Here is a 17922-nt window from a genome sequence, read left to right as displayed (position 1 = left end):
TTGTCTTTATAACAAGGAGTGAAATAGGGAAATGACTCTAAGAGAAGAAGCTCTACATATTCATCAAATTCATAAGGGTAAGCTTGAATCAAAGTCAAAAGTTCCAGTTAGAAATGCAAAGGATTTAAGTTTAGCATACTCACCGGGAGTAGCTGAACCGTGTAAAGCTATTTACGACGATAAGTCTAAAGTGTATGAATACACAATGAAGGGGAATATGGTAGCAGTTGTATCTGATGGGACTGCCGTACTTGGATTAGGAAACATAGGTCCAGAAGCGTCTCTTCCTGTCATGGAAGGAAAGGCTGTGCTATTTAAGAGCTTTGCAGGAGTAGATGCATTTCCAATTTGCTTAAACACAACAGATGTTGACAAGATTGTGGAAACAGTCAAACTTTTAGAGCCTACTTTTGGTGGAGTCAACCTAGAGGATATTGCAGCTCCAAATTGCTTTGTGATAGAAGAGCGTCTTAAGAAAGAAGCCAATATTCCAGTTTTTCATGATGATCAACATGGTACCGCAATTGTGACAGTAGCAGGATTAGTGAATGCATTAAAGCTAGTAGGCAAGAAAATGTCAGAAATAAAAGTTGTTGCAAATGGAGCAGGTGCTGCAGGTATTGCAATCATTAAGCTTTTATACCGCTATGGAGTCCGCGATATCATCATGTGTGACTCTAGAGGTGCTATTTATGAAGGGCGCACCTTTGGAATGAATGATGTAAAAGCAGAGGTTGCAAAGTATACAAATCGTAACCGTCTAGAAGGATCTCTTGCAGATGTCCTTCAGGATGCTGATGTCTTTATTGGAGTGTCTGTTGCAGGAGCTCTAACAGCTGACATGGTAAAAACGATGAATCAGGACCCAATTATATTTGCTATGGCAAATCCTAATCCTGAAATTATGCCTGATGAAGCATTAGAAGCGGGTGCTATGGTTGTTGGTACTGGAAGATCAGATTTTCCAAACCAAGTAAACAATGTTCTGGCATTTCCAGGAATTTTTAGAGGAGCTTTAGATGCTAGAGCGACTCATATAAATGAACAAATGAAGGTTGCGGCAGTAGAAGCAATTGCATCATTGGTAAGCACTGAAGAACTACGTTCAGATTATGTAATCCCTGCACCATTTGACCCACGTGTTGCTCCTGCTGTTGCAGCAAGTGTGGCAAAGGCGGCTATGGAGACAGGTGTAGCTAGAATCACTGTAAATCCAGAGGAAGTTGCTGAGAAGACACGTCGTTTAGCAATCATTGAATAATGGATTGGAAGAGGTTAATGTGACATCTCCTAACTCTAAGGTTTACATTGAAATTGTGAAGCAAATTAGGTCCATCATTCAAGATGATGGACTTTCCGCTGGTGATAAAATTCCGTCTGAGCGGGAACTTTCCGAGCGTCTAAATGTAGGGCGTTCCTCTGTTCGGGAAGCACTAAGGTCATTGGAATTATTGGGCCTCATTGAGACAAGAAGAGGGGAAGGTACTTTTTTAAAAGATTTCGGTGATCATCAACTGATTCATTTATTAGGTACCTTCATTATTCAAGGAGATAAAACAAAGGGTGATCTCCTTGAAACAAAACACACTCTCGAAAAATCCTGTATCGAAATAGCTTGTCCTAAGATGAACGAAGAGGTGCTTACAGAGTTGGAAGAAAAGCTTTGGGATACTGCGGACCCTGAGGAATTCCTTTTTAAATCAATTGTAGAAGCGACGGATAATCGATTATTACTACGAATATGGGTCGTCATATATGAATATGTCAAGTTTATTTATGAGGAACAGACTCATGTAATAAACAAAGAAGGCTTTGAAGAGTTAGTAGCCGGACTACGTGAAAAAGATGTGGCAAGAGCTTTATCTGCCTATGAAAAAATAACATTGTAGGAATTTGTCGTGTTTTTGTTGACATATTCCTACAAAAAATAAGGAAGACATTCAGTAAAGTATAAGTACATGCTTTTTTGGCAACGAAGGAAGATATAAGATTTTCCTTTTTTTCGTTTCACAACTTTTTGTCTTAATACAAGCAGATAAACTAAGTCGAAAAAGCTATTCCATTGAAAGTGTGAGGAGGTTCCTTTTTGCTAAAAGACTTTTTTGTAAAAAAGAAAAAATATGCTTCAATCCCTTCGGAACAAGCTAGACAAGATGTTCCAGAGGGCATTATGAGCAAATGTCCAAATTGTAAAAAAATAATGTACACAAAAGAATTAATGAAAAACGATAAAATTTGCATGAACTGTGATTATCACTATCAAATGACTGCATATGAAAGAATCGATAGCTTACTTGATGAAGGTTCTTTTATCGAGCTTGATAAAGAAATGGTCTCTGAAAACCCACTAGGCTTTCCTGATTATCTTGGAAAGCTAAAGAAGGACCAAGATAAAACAGGTATTAATGAAGCTGTTGTAACCGGTGAAGGAACAATTGAAGGAAATCGCATCGTTTTGGCAATTATGGATTCAAGCTTCCGCATGGGAAGTATGGGTTCTGTTGTTGGTGAGAAGATTACTAGGGCAATTGAAAAGGCAATGGAATTGAAGGTCCCATTTCTTATCTTTACAGCTTCAGGCGGAGCAAGAATGCAAGAAGGTGTTCTAAGCCTAATGCAAATGGCCAAAACAAGTTCTGCATTAAAGCTATTTAGTGATCAAGGTGGACTCATTATTTCGATAATGACACACCCAACAACGGGGGGAGTATCTGCAAGCTTTGCATCATTAGGTGATTTTAATTTCGCAGAACCAGGTGCATTAATTGGATTTGCAGGTAGAAGAATCATTGAACAAACGATTCGCGAAGATCTCCCAGAAGACTTCCAAACAGCCGAGTTTTTATTAAAACATGGTCAACTGGATGCTGTTATTCATCGTCAGGATTTAAAAGATACATTAGCAAATATAGTTGATATTCATACGAACGGGGGTGCGGTTAATTGGTAGGTGAACTAGAGTTTGAGAAACCAGTCGTAGAATTAAAGAAAAAGATTACCGAGTTAAAAGAGTTTACAAGTGATTCCAATATGGATTTATCAGATGAAATCTCAAAGCTTGAATCAAGACTTCAAAAACTGGAGAATGAAATTTATAGTCATTTAAAACCATGGGACCGTGTGCAAATTGCCCGTCATCCCGAAAGACCGACTACCCTTGATTATATTGAACGTATCTTTACTAATTTTTTCGAGTGTCATGGTGACCGTTACTATGGGGATGATGCTGCCATAGTTGGTGGTATTGCTAAGTACCACGGTTTACCTGTCACTGTAATTGGACACCAGCGAGGTAAAGATACAAAGGAAAATATTAGAAGGAATTTTGGAATGCCACATCCAGAAGGATATCGCAAGGCACTTCGTTTAATGAAACAGGCTGAAAAATTTAGCCGTCCAATCATATGTTTCATTGATACGAAAGGCGCATATCCAGGTAAAGCAGCCGAAGAACGTGGTCAAAGTGAAGCTATTGCAAAGAACCTTTTTGAAATGGCAGGCTTGACTGTTCCTGTTATCTGTATTGTAATTGGTGAAGGTGGAAGTGGGGGAGCACTTGCTTTAGGTGTAGGAAATCAAATTCATATGCTTGAAAACTCAACCTATTCTGTTATTTCTCCTGAGGGTGCTGCTGCATTACTTTGGAAAGATGCAGGACTTGCCAAAAAGGCTGCAGAGTCTATGAAAATAACAGCGCCAGACTTAAAAGAGCTAGGGGTTGTAGATGAAATCATCCCAGAAGTAAGAGGTGGAGCTCATAAGGATGTTGCAGAACAAGCAGCTTCCATCGATACCGTTCTCTTACAATCATTAAAAGAATTACGTAAATTAAACAAAGATGAGTTAGTTCAACAACGCTATCAAAAATATAAAAAGATAGGCCAATTTACAATAGCTGAAGAAGAGTTTATCGGAGTTCAGTAACAAAAAGTGGACGTGCATCTAACAAAATGTTTAGGGCACGTTTTACTTTGTTTCCACATAATCAGAAGACTGTTGAATAAATCGAAATTCTCGGAAATTAGAATGTGATATTCAACGGATTATAAATATCTATGTAATATACGAAATCCCCTCGCATAGTATTCTTTTTAATTCTCGATTTTTCTACACAATTTCACAATTTTTTCTGTTTTTATTACGTTATCTTAGTTGTTTTACTTATATATTAGTGTTATTTTATACATATTGCACAAAATAGTAAAAGCGAATAATCACAATTCGTGATTCATGATTATTTTTAGATTATTTTTACATAGAGGTGGAAAAATGAAAAGAATAGGTGTTTTAACTAGCGGTGGGGATTCACCAGGGATGAACGCTGCGATTCGTGCTGTTGTACGAAAAGCAATCTTTCACGATGTAGAAGTATATGGAGTTTATCAAGGATATGCTGGACTAATAAGTGGACAGATAAAACAATTAGAGATTGGATCTGTTGGTGATATAATTCATCGCGGTGGTACAATGCTTTATACTGCTCGATGTGAAGAATTCAAAACAGAAGAAGGTCGTAAAAAAGGTATTGAACAATTAAAAAAGCTTGGAATAGAAGGCTTAGTTGTTATCGGTGGTGACGGCTCTTACCGTGGTGCCCAAAAACTAACTGAACTTGGCTTCCCTTGCGTTGGTGTTCCAGGTACTATCGACAATGATATCCCGGGTACTGATTTTACGATTGGTTTTGATACTGCACTAAATACAGTTATTGATGCTATTGATAAAATAAGAGATACAGCAACTTCACATGAGCGTACATATGTAATTGAAGTTATGGGTAGGCATGCTGGTGACCTTGCATTATGGGCGGGATTAGCTGGTGGTGCTGAAACAATCATTATTCCGGAAGCAGAACACGACATGGATGAAGTTATAGCTAAGCTTAACCGTGGCCATGACCGTGGGAAGAAGCATAGTATTATTGTCGTAGCTGAGGGTGTAGGTAGTGGTGTTGAAATCGGTAATAAGATTCAAGAAGCTACAAATTTTGAAACAAGAGTGAGTGTCCTTGGACATATTCAACGTGGTGGTTCTCCAACTGCATCAGACAGAGTATTGGCAAGTCGTCTAGGTTCAAAGGCTGTTGAATTGTTGTTAGAAGGAAAAGGTGGACGTGCTGTTGGTATTCAACAAAACAATCTAGTTGACCATGATATTATGGAAATTCTAGATCGTAAACATACAGTTGATAAGAAGATGTATGACCTATCCCAAGAGCTATCCATTTAAAATATATTTGAGTAAAATTCTTTTAGAAGTGTTGCTAATCGCTGATTTAAAGCGATTATAGAGGAGGAAAATGTAATGAGAAAAACAAAAATAGTTTGTACGATAGGACCTGCTAGTGAAAGTATTGAAAAACTGGTTGCTTTAGCAAACGCAGGAATGAATGTAGCTAGACTTAATTTTTCGCATGGTGACTTTGAGGAGCATGGTGCACGTATTAAAAACATTCGTGAGGCTGCTAAAATCACTGGCAAAAACATTGCGATCCTACTAGATACTAAAGGACCGGAAATTCGCACAAATACAATGGAAAATGGTGCTATTGAATTAGTTGAAGGTTCAACAGTCACTCTTTCAATGGAAGAAGTTATTGGTACACCGGAAAAATTCTCAATTACATATCCGGGCTTAATTGAAGATGTTCATCCAGGTTCCAGAATTTTATTAGATGATGGATTAATCGGATTAGAAGTAGTAGAAATTAATCAACAAAAGCGTGAAATCCTAACAAAAGTATTAAATAGTGGAACATTAAAAAATAAAAAAGGTGTTAACGTACCTGGCGTTCGAGTGAATTTACCTGGTATCACTGAAAAAGATGCAAAAGATATCGTATTCGGTATCCAGCAAGATGTCGATTATATTGCAGCTTCCTTCGTTCGTCGTGCTTCAGACGTACTAGAAATCAGAGAATTGCTCGAAGAAAATAATGGGGAAGCTATTCAAATTATCCCTAAAATTGAAAACCAAGAGGGTGTAGATAACATCGATGAGATACTTGAAGTATCTGATGGATTAATGGTTGCTCGTGGTGACTTAGGTGTTGAAATTCCTGCTGAAGAAGTACCACTCGTGCAAAAAGATTTAATTAAGAAATGTAATGCTCTTGGAAAACCAGTTATTACAGCGACACAAATGTTAGACTCTATGCAACGAAATCCAAGACCAACTCGTGCGGAAGCAAGTGACGTTGCGAATGCTATCTTTGATGGTACAGATGCGATTATGCTTTCAGGTGAAACTGCTGCTGGTACATACCCAGTTGAAGCAGTACAAACAATGCATAATATTGCGTCTCGTGCAGAAAGTGCTTTAGTACATCGTGAAATTTTATCACAACGCAGTAAAATCTCAGGAATCACAATTACAGATGCAATTGGACAATCAGTTGCCCATACTGCGCTTAATTTAGATGTATCTGCAATTGTGACACCTACTGAAAGTGGTCATACTGCAAGAATGATTTCAAAATATCGTCCGAAGGCTCCAATCATTGCCGTTACTGCGAACGAATCAACAACAAGAAAGCTTTCTCTTGTTTGGGGTGTGTACCCGCAAACAGGTAATGTAGCTAAATCAACAGATGAAATGCTTGACAACTCAGTTGAAGTTGCATTAAATACTGGAATTATTAAACCAGGCGATTTAGTTGTGATTACTGCAGGTGTACCAGTTGGCGAGTGTGGAACTACAAACATTATGAAGATTCATGTTGTTGGTAATACCCTTGCAAATGGACAAGGTATTGGGAGAAAATCGGCTTTTGGTAAAGTAGTTGTAGCAAACACTACTGAGGAAGCAGAGGCGAAAATGTATGACGGTGCAATTCTAGTAACAACTGCTACTGATCGTGATATGGTGAAATACGTGGAGCAGGCATCTGCTTTAATCACGGAAGAAGGCGGTCTTACTAGCCATGCAGCTGTAGTAGGATTAAGTATCGGAATTCCTGTGATTGTTGGTGTAGAAAATGCAACAACAATTTTAAAAGATGGACAAGATATTACGGTTGATTCATCCCGTGGAGTGATATACGAAGGACATGCAAATGTTCTATAAAAAGGAGAAGGGAAACCTTCTCTTTTTTTTGGAGTTTTACTACTCATTTTTGGACTAGAAACGTATAATATAAGAAAAGCCTTCATCTAAGGAGGACAATATGAGAATTTTACTAGCATTGATTATTATCGTACCTGCATTAGAAATTAGTGTCCTTATTTTCTCAGGTAAGACGCTTGGAATTCCAATTACTTTGCTGTTGATTGTTCTTACTGGTGTAATTGGGGCGTGGTTAGCGAAAAAACAAGGGCTTGATACACTTCACCGCGCTCAACAACAAATGAATTATGGACAGGTCCCTGGTGAAGCCATTATGGATGGAATTTGCATCCTGATCGGTGGGGTATTGCTTTTAAGCCCTGGTTACATTACAGATCTAACTGGTTTTTTCTTGCTCATTCCAGCAACTAGAAATCTGATTAAACCGATTATTGCCAACTGGATTAGACGAAGAATGGATAGAGGTAATTTCACAGTTATTCGTCGTTGGTAAAAAAAGAAAGCCATTGCGGTCGCAATGGCTTTCTTTATGTTTCTTTTCCACTAATAAATCCCCATACATCCCGAAATACACCTGTTGTATATAGAGTTCTAATGATTACTAACGTAACGGGGCCAATAATTAACCCAACGAATCCAAATAATTGAAACCCAACGAACAGTGATATCAATGTTGCCAATGGATCTAATCCAATACTAGAAGAGATAATCTTAGGCTCCATGACTTGGCGTTGTACAATGACAACAAGGTATAGTATACCAAGCCCTATTGCAAATGCTAGATTCCCACTAAAAGCCGAATAAATGATCCATGGTACGAACACAAGTCCAGTTCCCAAATATGGAAGTAGGTCAACGATCCCAATTAATAACGCAATTGTGATTGCATAATCGACTCGTAAAATTAACAGGCCAACTAATACAATCCCCGCTGTAATTGAAATCAGCGTTGCTTGAGCTTTAACAAATCCAAATAATGCTTTTTTTAATTCCACAAATACGGACTTTCCACTTGTTCGAGCTTTTATTGGAATAAATTTTCGTCCCATAATCACAAACTTATTCCAGTCTTTGCTAATAAAAAATGTGGCTAACAGTGAGAATACAATCACAGTCGCTGCATTTGGTAGCCAGCCCAGGAACTTTGGAATATTTTCTAAAAACGCTTTAATAAATTCTCCAACATTTGTCGCAATAGTTGTACCAACATTGCTGACATTATCCATAATTGTTTGCTGTTGGCCTTGATCCAAATTATCAAACATACTCGTTATTCTTTCGTAAAAAGGGATAATCTGGCCAACTATTAAATTTTCCAAATAAACTACTAGGGTTTGAAAATGCTGTGGTACTTCTTTTGCTAAATAGTTTGCACCTGAGATAATCTCAGCTATTAATAATGTAAGTAAACCTGTTACAATGCCAAATACAAGCAAAATCCCTATAAATACCGATAAGCCACGTGGTATTCTGACTTTACGCTCCAAAAAATTCACAAGTGGATTAATAAGGAATGCAATTAATAAAGCAAAAATAAACGGATATGTAAGTCTAAAAAGAAAATAAAACAAGATGAAACCTATGACAATTAATGCAATAACCAATAAAAACCGAAGAAAACCATACACATAGTTAATATTCAAACTTTTTCCTCCCTAGGAATTTCTTGCATATTTTTATTTTACAATCTCTTTGATTACTTTAAAAGTATTACGAAGAAATGAAATATAAAGTTTCCAATTATGGAGAAAAAGTTTTATTTATGATATCATACGTTATGAGCAAGTGAAAAAATTTCAAGAGCAAAATACAACATATGCCATATTTAATTGGCATTAAGTCTAGTAAACGGCTCTGTTAACTAGAAAAATGAAAACCTATTCGTAAAAATGTTTTTGTGTAATAATAATTTATTAGGGGAAATTTGTCTCTTTTGATTCACAAAAGTCTGATTATTTATTATAATAGAGTCAGGGTTATTTATTTCCTACATATTTATCGCTTTCGCTTGCATAAACAACTTTTATTGTCACAATATTATACTGATATTTGTGACCATGAGCGTTTTTTCAAAAATGAAAGCATTTACTTCACTAGATTACAATGTTTAAAGCATAAATAACGATGTGATAATGTGTTTTGTTTTTGAGCGTGCGCTCGATTTACCTCTATAAAATGAGGTAGGGGAATATGAAAAAAGGAGAGGGTCATATGACAGCAACAAAGGGGCTTGAAGGAATTGTAGCTACAACATCTTCTGTCAGTTCAATTATTGATGACACTTTAACGTATGCAGGATTCAATATTGACGATTTAGCGGAAAATGCTAGTTTTGAAGAAGTTATCTACCTATTATGGCATCGCAAACTTCCAAATAAAGAGGAGTTAGCTGAATTAAAACAGCAACTTGCTGATAATGCAAGTTTACCTCAAGAATTATTAAACCATTTCAATACTTACCCAATTGACAAGGTTCATCCGATGGGGGCACTTCGCTCAGCTGTTTCACTATTAGGACTATATGATGATGAAGCAGATGTAATGGATCCAGAAGCTAATTATCAAAAGGCAATTCGCCTACAAGCAAAATTACCTACAATTGTTACCGCTTTTTCACGTGTTCGTAAAGGTTTAGAGCCAGTTGCTCCTCGCACTGATCTTAGCTTCGCAGCAAACTTCTTATATATGCTTAGCGGGCAAGAACCTAGCGAAATTGCAGAAGAAGCATTCAATAAAGCGTTAGTACTTCATGCTGACCATGAACTTAATGCATCTACATTTACAGCACGTGTTTGTGTTGCAACTCTGTCTGATGTTTATTCAGGTATTACTGCTGCAATTGGAGCTTTAAAGGGCCCGCTTCACGGTGGAGCTAATGAAGCTGTTATGAAGATGCTTACTGAAATTGGTGAAGTTGAAAACGTTGAGAATTATATAAATACTAAATTAGCTAATAAAGAAAAAATCATGGGGTTTGGTCATAGAGTTTACCGTAAAGGTGACCCACGTGCAAAGCACTTAAAGGCAATGTCTCAAAAGTTAACAGCGATTACTGGCGAACCAAAATGGTATGAGATGTCAACCAAAATTGAAGAAATTGTTACGAGTTCAAAACCATTACCACCAAATGTTGACTTCTATTCAGCATCTGTATACCATAGCTTAGGTATTGATCATGATTTATTTACCCCAATCTTTGCAGTAAGCCGTGTTTCTGGATGGTTAGCTCATATTCTAGAGCAATATGATAACAACCGTTTAATCCGTCCACGTGCTGAATATACTGGTCCAGGAATGCAGACATACGTTCCGATGGAACAAAGAGGTTAATAAATCTACAATATATATATTAATAGGATGAAGTATTTCAGGAAAATATTTTCTTGAAATACTTCTTAAGAACTTTAGGAGGTAATACTAGTGGCAGGAGAAAAAATTACAGTATCAAATGGTGTACTAAACGTACCAAACAATCCAATTATTCCTTTTATTGAAGGTGATGGAACTGGTCCAGATATTTGGGCAGCAGCGTCACGTGTATTAGAAGCAGCTGTTGAAAAAGCATACAACGGCGAAAAATCAATTGTTTGGAAAGAAGTATTAGCAGGGGAAAAAGCTTTTAACCAAACTGGTGAATGGTTACCAGAAGAAACATTAGATGTTATTCGAGAGTACATAATTGCGATCAAAGGACCTCTTACTACACCAGTTGGTGGTGGTATTCGTTCATTAAACGTTGCATTACGTCAAGAACTAGACCTATTCACTTGTCTTCGCCCAGTACGTTATTTTACAGGTGTACCTTCACCAGTTAAGCGTCCAGAAGATACAGATATGGTTATCTTCCGTGAAAACACTGAAGATATTTACGCTGGTATCGAATATGCACAAGGTTCTGAAGGCGTTCAAAAGCTTATCAACTTCCTACAAAATGAACTAGGTGTAAATAAAATCCGCTTCCCAGAAACTTCTGGTATAGGAATCAAGCCAGTTTCTGAAGAAGGAACAAAGCGTTTAGTACGTGCTGCTATCAACTATGCTATTGAACAAGGCCGTAAATCTTTAACACTTGTTCATAAAGGTAATATCATGAAGTTTACAGAAGGAGCTTTCAAAAATTGGGGATATGAGCTTGCTGAACAAGAGTTTGGCGATAAAGTATTCACTTGGGCTCAATATGACCGCATCGTTGAAGAAGAAGGTAAGGATGCTGCAAATAAAGCACAAGCTGATGCTGAAGCTGCAGGTAAGATCATTGTAAAAGATTCAATCGCTGATATCTTCTTACAACAAATCTTAACTCGTCCGCGTGAGTTCGACGTTGTTGCTACAATGAACTTAAATGGTGATTACATTTCTGATGCTCTAGCTGCACAAGTTGGTGGTATCGGAATCGCACCAGGAGCGAATATTAACTATGAAACTGGCCATGCGATTTTCGAAGCAACACATGGAACTGCACCTAAATATGCTGGTTTAGATAAAGTTAACCCTTCTTCTGTACTATTATCAGGTGTATTAATGCTTGAACACCTTGGTTGGAATGAAGCAGCAACTCTAATTATGAATTCAATGGAAAAAACAATTGAATCTAAGGTTGTAACATATGACTTCGCACGTCTAATGGAAGGCGCTACAGAAGTAAAATGTTCAGAGTTTGCTAATGAACTAATCAAAAACTTAGGCTAATCATAGAACAAGTAACTACCCTAATAGGGTAGTTACTTTCATATGTGAATAGGGAGGATATAAAATGAGTCAATTCAAACGAAAAAAAGTCTCTGTAATTGGTAGTGGTTTTACTGGTGCAACAACCGCTTTCTTACTTGCGCAAAAGGAATTAGGAGATGTCGTTTTAGTTGATATCCCACAAATGGAAAATCCCACAAAAGGGAAAGCTCTCGATATGTTGGAAGCTAGTCCTGTCCAAGGGTTTGATGCAAATATTACTGGCACTGCAAATTACGAGGATACAGCAGATTCAGATATCGTAGTGATTACAGCAGGAATTGCCCGTAAACCTGGTATGAGCCGTGATGACCTAGTTCAAACAAATCAAAAAATCATGAAAAGTGTCGCTCAGGAAATTGCACAACATTCTCCAAATAGCTATATCATTGTCTTAACAAACCCTGTTGACGCTATGACTTATACTGTGTTTAAGGAATCAGGATTTCCAAAAAATCGTGTCATTGGGCAATCAGGCGTACTTGACACTGCACGATTCCGTACATTCATTGCCCAAGAACTAAATTTATCAGTGAAAGATATCACTGGTTTTGTCCTTGGTGGTCATGGTGACGACATGGTTCCACTTGTTCGTTACTCCTATGCTGGAGGAATCCCACTAGAAACTTTAATTTCAAAAGATCGTTTAGATGCTATCGTTGAACGTACACGTAAAGGTGGCGGTGAAATTGTCAATCTCCTTGGAAACGGAAGTGCTTATTATGCACCGGCAGCTTCCTTGGTGGAAATGGTTGAAGCCATCTTAAAAGACCAACGACGTGTCCTTCCAGCCATTGCATATCTAGAAGGTGAATATGGATTCAGCGGAATTTACCTAGGAGTCCCTACCATCTTAGGTGCAAATGGCATTGAGAAAATCATTGAACTAGACCTTACAGAACAAGAAAAAGCAGAACTTGCTCAATCTGCTGATTCTGTTAAAAATGTAATGAATATCCTAGTCTAATAATAAGTTAACGAAAAAATTCGGGGTTATCCCCCGAATTTTTTGTACATAAACTGTTTTAATTCTATGGAGGTGCAACCTTTTTCATGCTATTAGGGAAAAAGCGAAAACTAGGTAGAAAGATTGAAGAAATGACGGTTGGTGAAAAGCTATCACTGACTGAAAAAATTGAAGATAAAGATCTACTTTTATACTTAGGTTTGACGAATGATGCGAATCCACTTTATATTCAACATGATTATGCATCTCAAACTCCATTTAAGAAACCTATAGTTCCAACTGTAATGCTTACTGGAATTATCACAGCGGCCATTTCGAAGTATTTACCAGGGCCAGGAAGTCATATTCTCAAACAGGAAATTGAATTTTTTCAGCCTCTTTATCACTATGCCACTATTCAATTTCTATTTGAAGTATCCAAAATTAATATTCACGACCATACTGTTGAAATTGCAGTAACGGCATTTGATGAAGATGAATCATTAGCAATCGAAGGAAGACTTTTAGTCTGCCCTCCACACCGAATTACGCCAATGGAAGGTAAAATATTGGAGAACTTTTAGAGAGCTTAGCCTCTCTTTTTTTTGTTTTCATGGTAAGTAACGAAATGTTAATCTATAATAATCTTATATAGAGATAGAAAAATGATGGGGTTTAACTTTTTTGATGGAGGAAGACAATGAAGAATAAAGTATTGGTTGTGGAAGATGAACAGTCAATCATTACATTACTTCAGTATAACCTACAACAGGCAGGCTACGAGGTTATTACTGCAATGGACGGAGAAGAAGGATTAGAAAAAGCCTTAGCAGAACAACCGCAAATTATCGTCCTTGACTTAATGTTGCCTAAGTTAGATGGGATCGAAGTATGCAAGCAGCTTCGTTTAAATAAAGTAGATATCCCAATCTTAATGCTAACCGCGAAGGACGACGAATTTGATAAGGTATTAGGTTTAGAGCTTGGAGCAGATGACTATATGACAAAACCATTTAGTCCAAGAGAAGTTGTGGCACGTGTCAAAGCAATACTAAGAAGAACAAGTAAAAATATTGTCAACACCGAAGATGATACATCAGCACCGCAAATCACAATCGGACCACTACGTATTTTACCAGAAAATTTTGAGGCTTATTTTAACGAAGAAGCGCTCGATTTAACACCTAAGGAATTTGAACTTCTTGCCTATTTGGCAAAGAATAAGGGGCGAGTATTAACACGAGACCAACTCCTAAGTGCGGTTTGGAACTATGATTTTGCTGGTGACACAAGAATTGTGGATGTGCATATTAGTCATTTGCGTGAAAAAATTGAAAAAGAATCAAAAAAGCCAAATATTATTAAAACAGTTAGGGGATTAGGCTATAAGCTCGAGGAGCCTAAAATTTATGAATAAGTTTCACTCGAGACTACTATCTGCGATTATCTTTTTAATCATTATTGTTTTTCTATGTATGGGTTTTATGCTGGGGCAATTTATTAGTAGTCTGATCACGAATAGTGCAATGCATGGAACCTCAATCGAAGAAACAGTCCAGCAGGTCTGGATTGCTCTTTCAATATGCTTGGGTATCGCATTAATTATTATTCTCTCACTCATTGTAAGAATCACGACTACTTATACAAAACCGATTGATTCAGCAACAAAAGCGGTCAAAGAACTGGCTAAGGGAGATTATCGTGCAAGAACTTATGAAGACGATATAAGTACAGCTGGGTTACTAGGCCAGTCCATCAATATCGTAGCTAGAAATATTGAAGAAATGACCAAATCTTATGAAATGCAGCATGACCGATTACATACCCTGATTGAAAATATGGGGAGCGGCCTATTATTTATCGATAGTAAAGGATATATAAGCATTGTTAATCGTTCAACCAATGAGATCTTCAAAGTTGATCAAGATGATTTATTAGGTCAACTTTATTATGAAGCTTTTACCCAAAAGGAAATTGTAAAGCTAGTCGAAGAGATTTTTATGACCGAACAAAAACTACGAAGACAAATCAATCTGATGATTGGAAATGAACAGAAGGACTTTGAAGTGTACGCTGCACCTGTATTAGGGGCGAAGGTAGAATGGAAGGGAGTTGTTCTTGTCTTTCACGATATTTCAAACCTGAAAAGGCTTGAACAGATGCGGAAGGATTTTGTTGCAAATGTTTCCCATGAGCTTCGCACACCGATTACATCTATTAAAGGGTTTTCGGAAACTTTATTAGACGGTGCTATGAATGATAGGGACGTCTTAAAACAATTTTTAACCATTATTCTTGATGAAAGTCATCGTCTCCAATTGCTCATTCAAGATTTATTGGATTTATCGAAAATGGAGAACAAAGGTTTTTCACTTAATCTTTCACAGGTTAATGTGAAAGAGCTCTTAGAAAATAGTATACAGATGCTTAAATCCAAAGCAGTCGAACGAGAGATTCACTTAGAGCTTACTGTAGATGATGAAACAACCGTAATCGATGGAGATATGGATAGGTTGAAGCAGGTATTTATCAATGTGATCAATAATGGTTTATCCTACTCTCCAGATGGAGCTAAGGTTGAGGTAAAAGCATCAAACTATGATGATTATGTTCAAATTCAAATTATTGATACAGGGATTGGAATAGAAGAAAAAGAACTTCCTCGTATCTTTGAAAGGTTTTATCGCGTAGATAAAGCAAGGAGCCGCAATTCTGGAGGTACAGGTTTGGGTCTTGCCATTGTAAAGCATATTATTGAGGCACATGAAGGGGCTGTTGAAGTAAACAGCAGAGTAGGGGAAGGAACGACTTTTACGTTTCGTTTAAAAAAGAGAATATAATCCATAAGCAGTCCTAATTTACAAAATGTTTACATTGGAAAAATATTCTCTTAATATACAAACCGTATGATGTATATGAGAACCCCTTCATTCAGAAGGCCAAACTTTTTTGACAAGGACGTAATATCCTTGTCATTTTTTTTTGCTTTATTCAGTAAATGACTGAATAAAGTAAAAAAGCCTCCGGCGGATGCCACAGATTTTCAAAGGTAACTTTTCGAGCATGCTCGAAAAAATCTGGGCGCAAATACGCCAAGGCGTATTTTGATAAATTTTGAAACCTTTTTACAAGATATTCGTATAAAACAATATAGCAATAAATTGAGGGGGGAAAGCATGGTTAGTTTAAAACGAATATATACGATTGTTGGACTAAGTGTGCTCGTTTTGATTTTAGGTGTCGTAGGTTTTACATCCTGGTACACCGTTGACGAATCAGAGCAAGCCATTATATTAACCTTTGGGAAAGCGGATGAAGGAATTACAGAGCCTGGCCTACATTTTAAAATGCCATGGCCAATACAAGATGTAGAGAAACTGCCTAAAACAACATTTAGTTTACAGTTTGGCTATGATCAAAAGAATGGCGAAATTACCGACGTGCCGAAGGATACAAAAATGATCACCGGTGATGAAAATATTGTTTTAGCAGATATGGTTGTTCAATGGCAAATTACCGATCCATCAAAATTCTTATTTAATTCTGAGGATCCTGAGCAAATCCTATATAATTCTACTTCTGCTTCTTTAAGAAGTATTATCGGAAGTTCGAAAATTGATGATGCGTTAACATCAGGTAAGGCGGAAATCGAAGCTGAAGTAAGAGATTTATTAGCAGATCTTTTAGTGAAATATGATATTGGAATTTCAGTAACAGCTGTTAAATTACAGGATGTTGAATTACCAAATGATGAAGTTCGTAAGGCATTTACGAATGTAACAGACGCTCGTGAAACAAGAAATACAAAAGTAAACGAAGCAAATAAATACCGTAATCAAAAAATGAATGAAGCAAAAGGTGAGGAAAAAGCTCTTATTTCTCGAGCGAATGGGGATAAAGCAGCCCGTATCGAAATTGCTCGAGGGGATGTTGCCACATTTAATGCTTTATATAACGAATATGTGAAGAATCCAGAGATTACTAGAAAACGTCTAGTTCTAGAAACATTAGATCAAGTATTACCACATACGGAAATTTACATTATGAAGGATGATGGCAATACAATGAAGTACTTGCCAATTCGTCAAGCTGGAAGCCAAACGCAGGTTCCTCCTGTAGAAACAGAAGGGAGTGGTAACCAATGAGTGAAAACGTTGTGGATTTAAACGAAAAAAAGGGTTCCAATAATTTTAGCAAATATACAAAGGGTGGAATTGGCATCCTAATAGCTATCATCTTAATTGGAATTGTTATAATAAATATTTTCATTGTAAGAGAAGGAGAATACAAAGTGGTTCGCCAATTTGGTGAAGTTGTCCGAATTGTAGAAACACCAGGGCTTTCCTATAAAATTCCATTTATCCAGTCTGTTGAAACATTACCAAAATATCAAATGATTTATGATGTTGAAGAGGCTGAAATCAATACGAAAGATAAAAAGCGAATGATGATCGACAATTACGCTATTTGGCGTATTGAAGATCCAAAACAAATGATTTCTACAACAAGAACGGTTATAAATGCAGAAGCAAAACTCGATGAATTCGTTTATTCTGCCATTCGAACAGAGCTTGGTCAATTGAATTATGATGAAATAATTAATGATGAGAAATCAGAACGCGGTAGCCTTAATGACCGCATTACAGAAATTGTAAATAAAAACCTTGAGGAAGATAAATATGGAATCGTTGTAACAGATATTCGGATGAAGCGTACAGATCTACCAGCTGAAAACGAACAATCCGTATATACAAGAATGATTTCCGAGCGTGAGTCAACAGCACAAAACTATCTCTCTGAAGGAGACGCTGAGAAAAACAAAATCGAAGCTGAAACTGACAGGGAAGTAAAAGAAATTATTGCTAAAGCACAAGCGGACGCGGAAGTTATTCGAAGCCAAGGGGAAGGAGAAGCGGCTCGTATATACAACGAGGCTTTCTCAAAGGACCCAGAATTCTATAACCTATTCCGTACACTAGAATCCTATAAGACTACAATTGATGGAGAAACAGTAATCATTTTACCAGCTGACTCTCCATATGCAAGATTGTTAATGGGGTATACTGAATAACAATCAATTAGGTAGCCGTTATTTTTCATTCTGTTCATGACATGATAAAATGAACAGTAGGAAATAACGGCTATTTTTTTGATGATTTAAGGGATATGTAGCATGGAAGGTC

At 37.1% G+C, this 17922-nt stretch carries 16 protein-coding genes; 15 read left to right on the top strand and 1 reads right to left on the bottom strand.

What is annotated here, in order from left to right; genetic code table 11:
- The first annotated feature begins 31 nt into the window (after positions 1-31).
- From ystJ to CKK03_RS08420, 7 genes are all read left to right on the top strand, one after another.
- Positions 32-1261 (top strand): NADP-dependent malic enzyme, encoded by a 1230-nt coding sequence (gene ystJ, locus CKK03_RS08450; protein ID WP_099362158.1) that lies wholly within the window; start codon positions 32-34, stop codon positions 1259-1261.
- A 19-nt stretch (positions 1262-1280) separates the two neighbouring features.
- On the top strand, positions 1281-1889 hold the full coding sequence (locus tag CKK03_RS08445; RefSeq protein ID WP_099362282.1) for a FadR/GntR family transcriptional regulator: 609 nt from the start codon (positions 1281-1283) through the stop codon (positions 1887-1889).
- 197 nt (positions 1890-2086) lie between these two features.
- Positions 2087-2950 carry an acetyl-CoA carboxylase, carboxyltransferase subunit beta gene (gene accD / locus CKK03_RS08440; protein WP_099362157.1) on the top strand — a complete coding sequence of 288 codons (864 nt, stop codon included), beginning with the start codon at positions 2087-2089 and terminating at the stop codon, positions 2948-2950.
- A complete protein-coding gene (gene accA, locus CKK03_RS08435; protein ID WP_099362156.1) occupies positions 2944-3924 on the top strand; it encodes an acetyl-CoA carboxylase carboxyl transferase subunit alpha in 981 nt (326 codons plus the stop codon). The genes accD and accA overlap by 7 nt, the downstream gene beginning before the upstream one ends.
- A gap of 345 nt (positions 3925-4269) precedes the next feature.
- Entirely contained in the window at positions 4270-5229 is a 960-nt protein-coding gene (gene pfkA / locus CKK03_RS08430; RefSeq protein WP_099362155.1) for a 6-phosphofructokinase, read from the top strand.
- A gap of 75 nt (positions 5230-5304) precedes the next feature.
- Positions 5305-7065 carry a pyruvate kinase gene (gene pyk / locus CKK03_RS08425; protein ID WP_099362154.1) on the top strand — a complete coding sequence of 587 codons (1761 nt, stop codon included), beginning with the start codon at positions 5305-5307 and terminating at the stop codon, positions 7063-7065.
- Between the two features lie 100 nt (positions 7066-7165).
- The gene (locus tag CKK03_RS08420) at positions 7166-7558 is read left to right on the top strand and encodes an FxsA family protein (protein ID WP_099362153.1); all 393 of its coding nucleotides are present in this window, start codon (positions 7166-7168) and stop codon (positions 7556-7558) included.
- Between the two features lie 34 nt (positions 7559-7592).
- Here CKK03_RS08420 and ytvI read toward each other — a convergent pair whose 3' ends face one another.
- On the bottom strand, positions 7593-8708 hold the full coding sequence (gene ytvI / locus CKK03_RS08415) for a sporulation integral membrane protein YtvI (RefSeq protein ID WP_099362152.1): 1116 nt from the start codon (positions 8706-8708) through the stop codon (positions 7593-7595).
- 568 nt (positions 8709-9276) lie between these two features.
- Here ytvI and citZ point away from each other — a divergent pair.
- The 8 genes from citZ (at position 9277) to hflC (ending at position 17810) form a co-directional block, all read left to right on the top strand.
- A complete protein-coding gene (gene citZ, locus CKK03_RS08410) occupies positions 9277-10395 on the top strand; it encodes a citrate synthase (protein ID WP_099362281.1) in 1119 nt (372 codons plus the stop codon).
- A gap of 84 nt (positions 10396-10479) precedes the next feature.
- Positions 10480-11754 (top strand): NADP-dependent isocitrate dehydrogenase, encoded by a 1275-nt coding sequence (icd, locus tag CKK03_RS08405; RefSeq protein WP_180271206.1) that lies wholly within the window; start codon positions 10480-10482, stop codon positions 11752-11754.
- A gap of 64 nt (positions 11755-11818) precedes the next feature.
- Positions 11819-12760, top strand: coding sequence for a malate dehydrogenase (gene mdh / locus CKK03_RS08400; RefSeq protein WP_099362151.1), 942 nt, complete (start codon positions 11819-11821; stop codon positions 12758-12760).
- 86 nt (positions 12761-12846) lie between these two features.
- On the top strand, positions 12847-13323 hold the full coding sequence (locus CKK03_RS08395; RefSeq protein WP_099362150.1) for a MaoC family dehydratase: 477 nt from the start codon (positions 12847-12849) through the stop codon (positions 13321-13323).
- A gap of 116 nt (positions 13324-13439) precedes the next feature.
- Complete coding sequence (locus CKK03_RS08390; protein ID WP_099362149.1) at positions 13440-14156, top strand: response regulator transcription factor; 717 nt, start codon at positions 13440-13442, stop codon at positions 14154-14156.
- Positions 14149-15579 (top strand): two-component system histidine kinase PnpS, encoded by a 1431-nt coding sequence (gene pnpS, locus CKK03_RS08385; protein WP_099362148.1) that lies wholly within the window; start codon positions 14149-14151, stop codon positions 15577-15579. The genes CKK03_RS08390 and pnpS overlap by 8 nt, the downstream gene beginning before the upstream one ends.
- A 336-nt stretch (positions 15580-15915) precedes the next feature.
- Complete coding sequence (gene hflK, locus CKK03_RS08380; protein WP_099362147.1) at positions 15916-16884, top strand: FtsH protease activity modulator HflK; 969 nt, start codon at positions 15916-15918, stop codon at positions 16882-16884.
- Positions 16881-17810 carry a protease modulator HflC gene (gene hflC / locus CKK03_RS08375; RefSeq protein ID WP_099362146.1) on the top strand — a complete coding sequence of 310 codons (930 nt, stop codon included), beginning with the start codon at positions 16881-16883 and terminating at the stop codon, positions 17808-17810. The genes hflK and hflC overlap by 4 nt, the downstream gene beginning before the upstream one ends.
- Positions 17811-17922 lie beyond the last annotated feature (112 nt).

It is taken from the genome of Fredinandcohnia onubensis, assembly GCF_002734215.1.
In the GTDB taxonomy this organism is placed as follows: Bacteria; Bacillota; Bacilli; order Bacillales; family Bacillaceae_L; genus Ferdinandcohnia; species Ferdinandcohnia onubensis.
This window is presented reverse-complemented; position numbering and strand designations above follow the sequence as displayed.

Coding starts and splice junctions, on each gene's coding strand:
- ystJ (WP_099362158.1), top strand. CDS start 32: ATGACTCTAAGAGAAGAAGCTCTACATATTCATCAAATTCATAAGGGT.
- pfkA (WP_099362155.1), top strand. CDS start 4,270: ATGAAAAGAATAGGTGTTTTAACTAGCGGTGGGGATTCACCAGGGATG.
- pyk (WP_099362154.1), top strand. CDS start 5,305: ATGAGAAAAACAAAAATAGTTTGTACGATAGGACCTGCTAGTGAAAGT.
- CKK03_RS08420 (WP_099362153.1), top strand. CDS start 7,166: ATGAGAATTTTACTAGCATTGATTATTATCGTACCTGCATTAGAAATT.
- citZ (WP_099362281.1), top strand. CDS start 9,277: ATGACAGCAACAAAGGGGCTTGAAGGAATTGTAGCTACAACATCTTCT.
- mdh (WP_099362151.1), top strand. CDS start 11,819: ATGAGTCAATTCAAACGAAAAAAAGTCTCTGTAATTGGTAGTGGTTTT.
- CKK03_RS08395 (WP_099362150.1), top strand. CDS start 12,847: ATGCTATTAGGGAAAAAGCGAAAACTAGGTAGAAAGATTGAAGAAATG.
- CKK03_RS08390 (WP_099362149.1), top strand. CDS start 13,440: ATGAAGAATAAAGTATTGGTTGTGGAAGATGAACAGTCAATCATTACA.
- pnpS (WP_099362148.1), top strand. CDS start 14,149: ATGAATAAGTTTCACTCGAGACTACTATCTGCGATTATCTTTTTAATC.
- hflK (WP_099362147.1), top strand. CDS start 15,916: ATGGTTAGTTTAAAACGAATATATACGATTGTTGGACTAAGTGTGCTC.
- hflC (WP_099362146.1), top strand. CDS start 16,881: ATGAGTGAAAACGTTGTGGATTTAAACGAAAAAAAGGGTTCCAATAAT.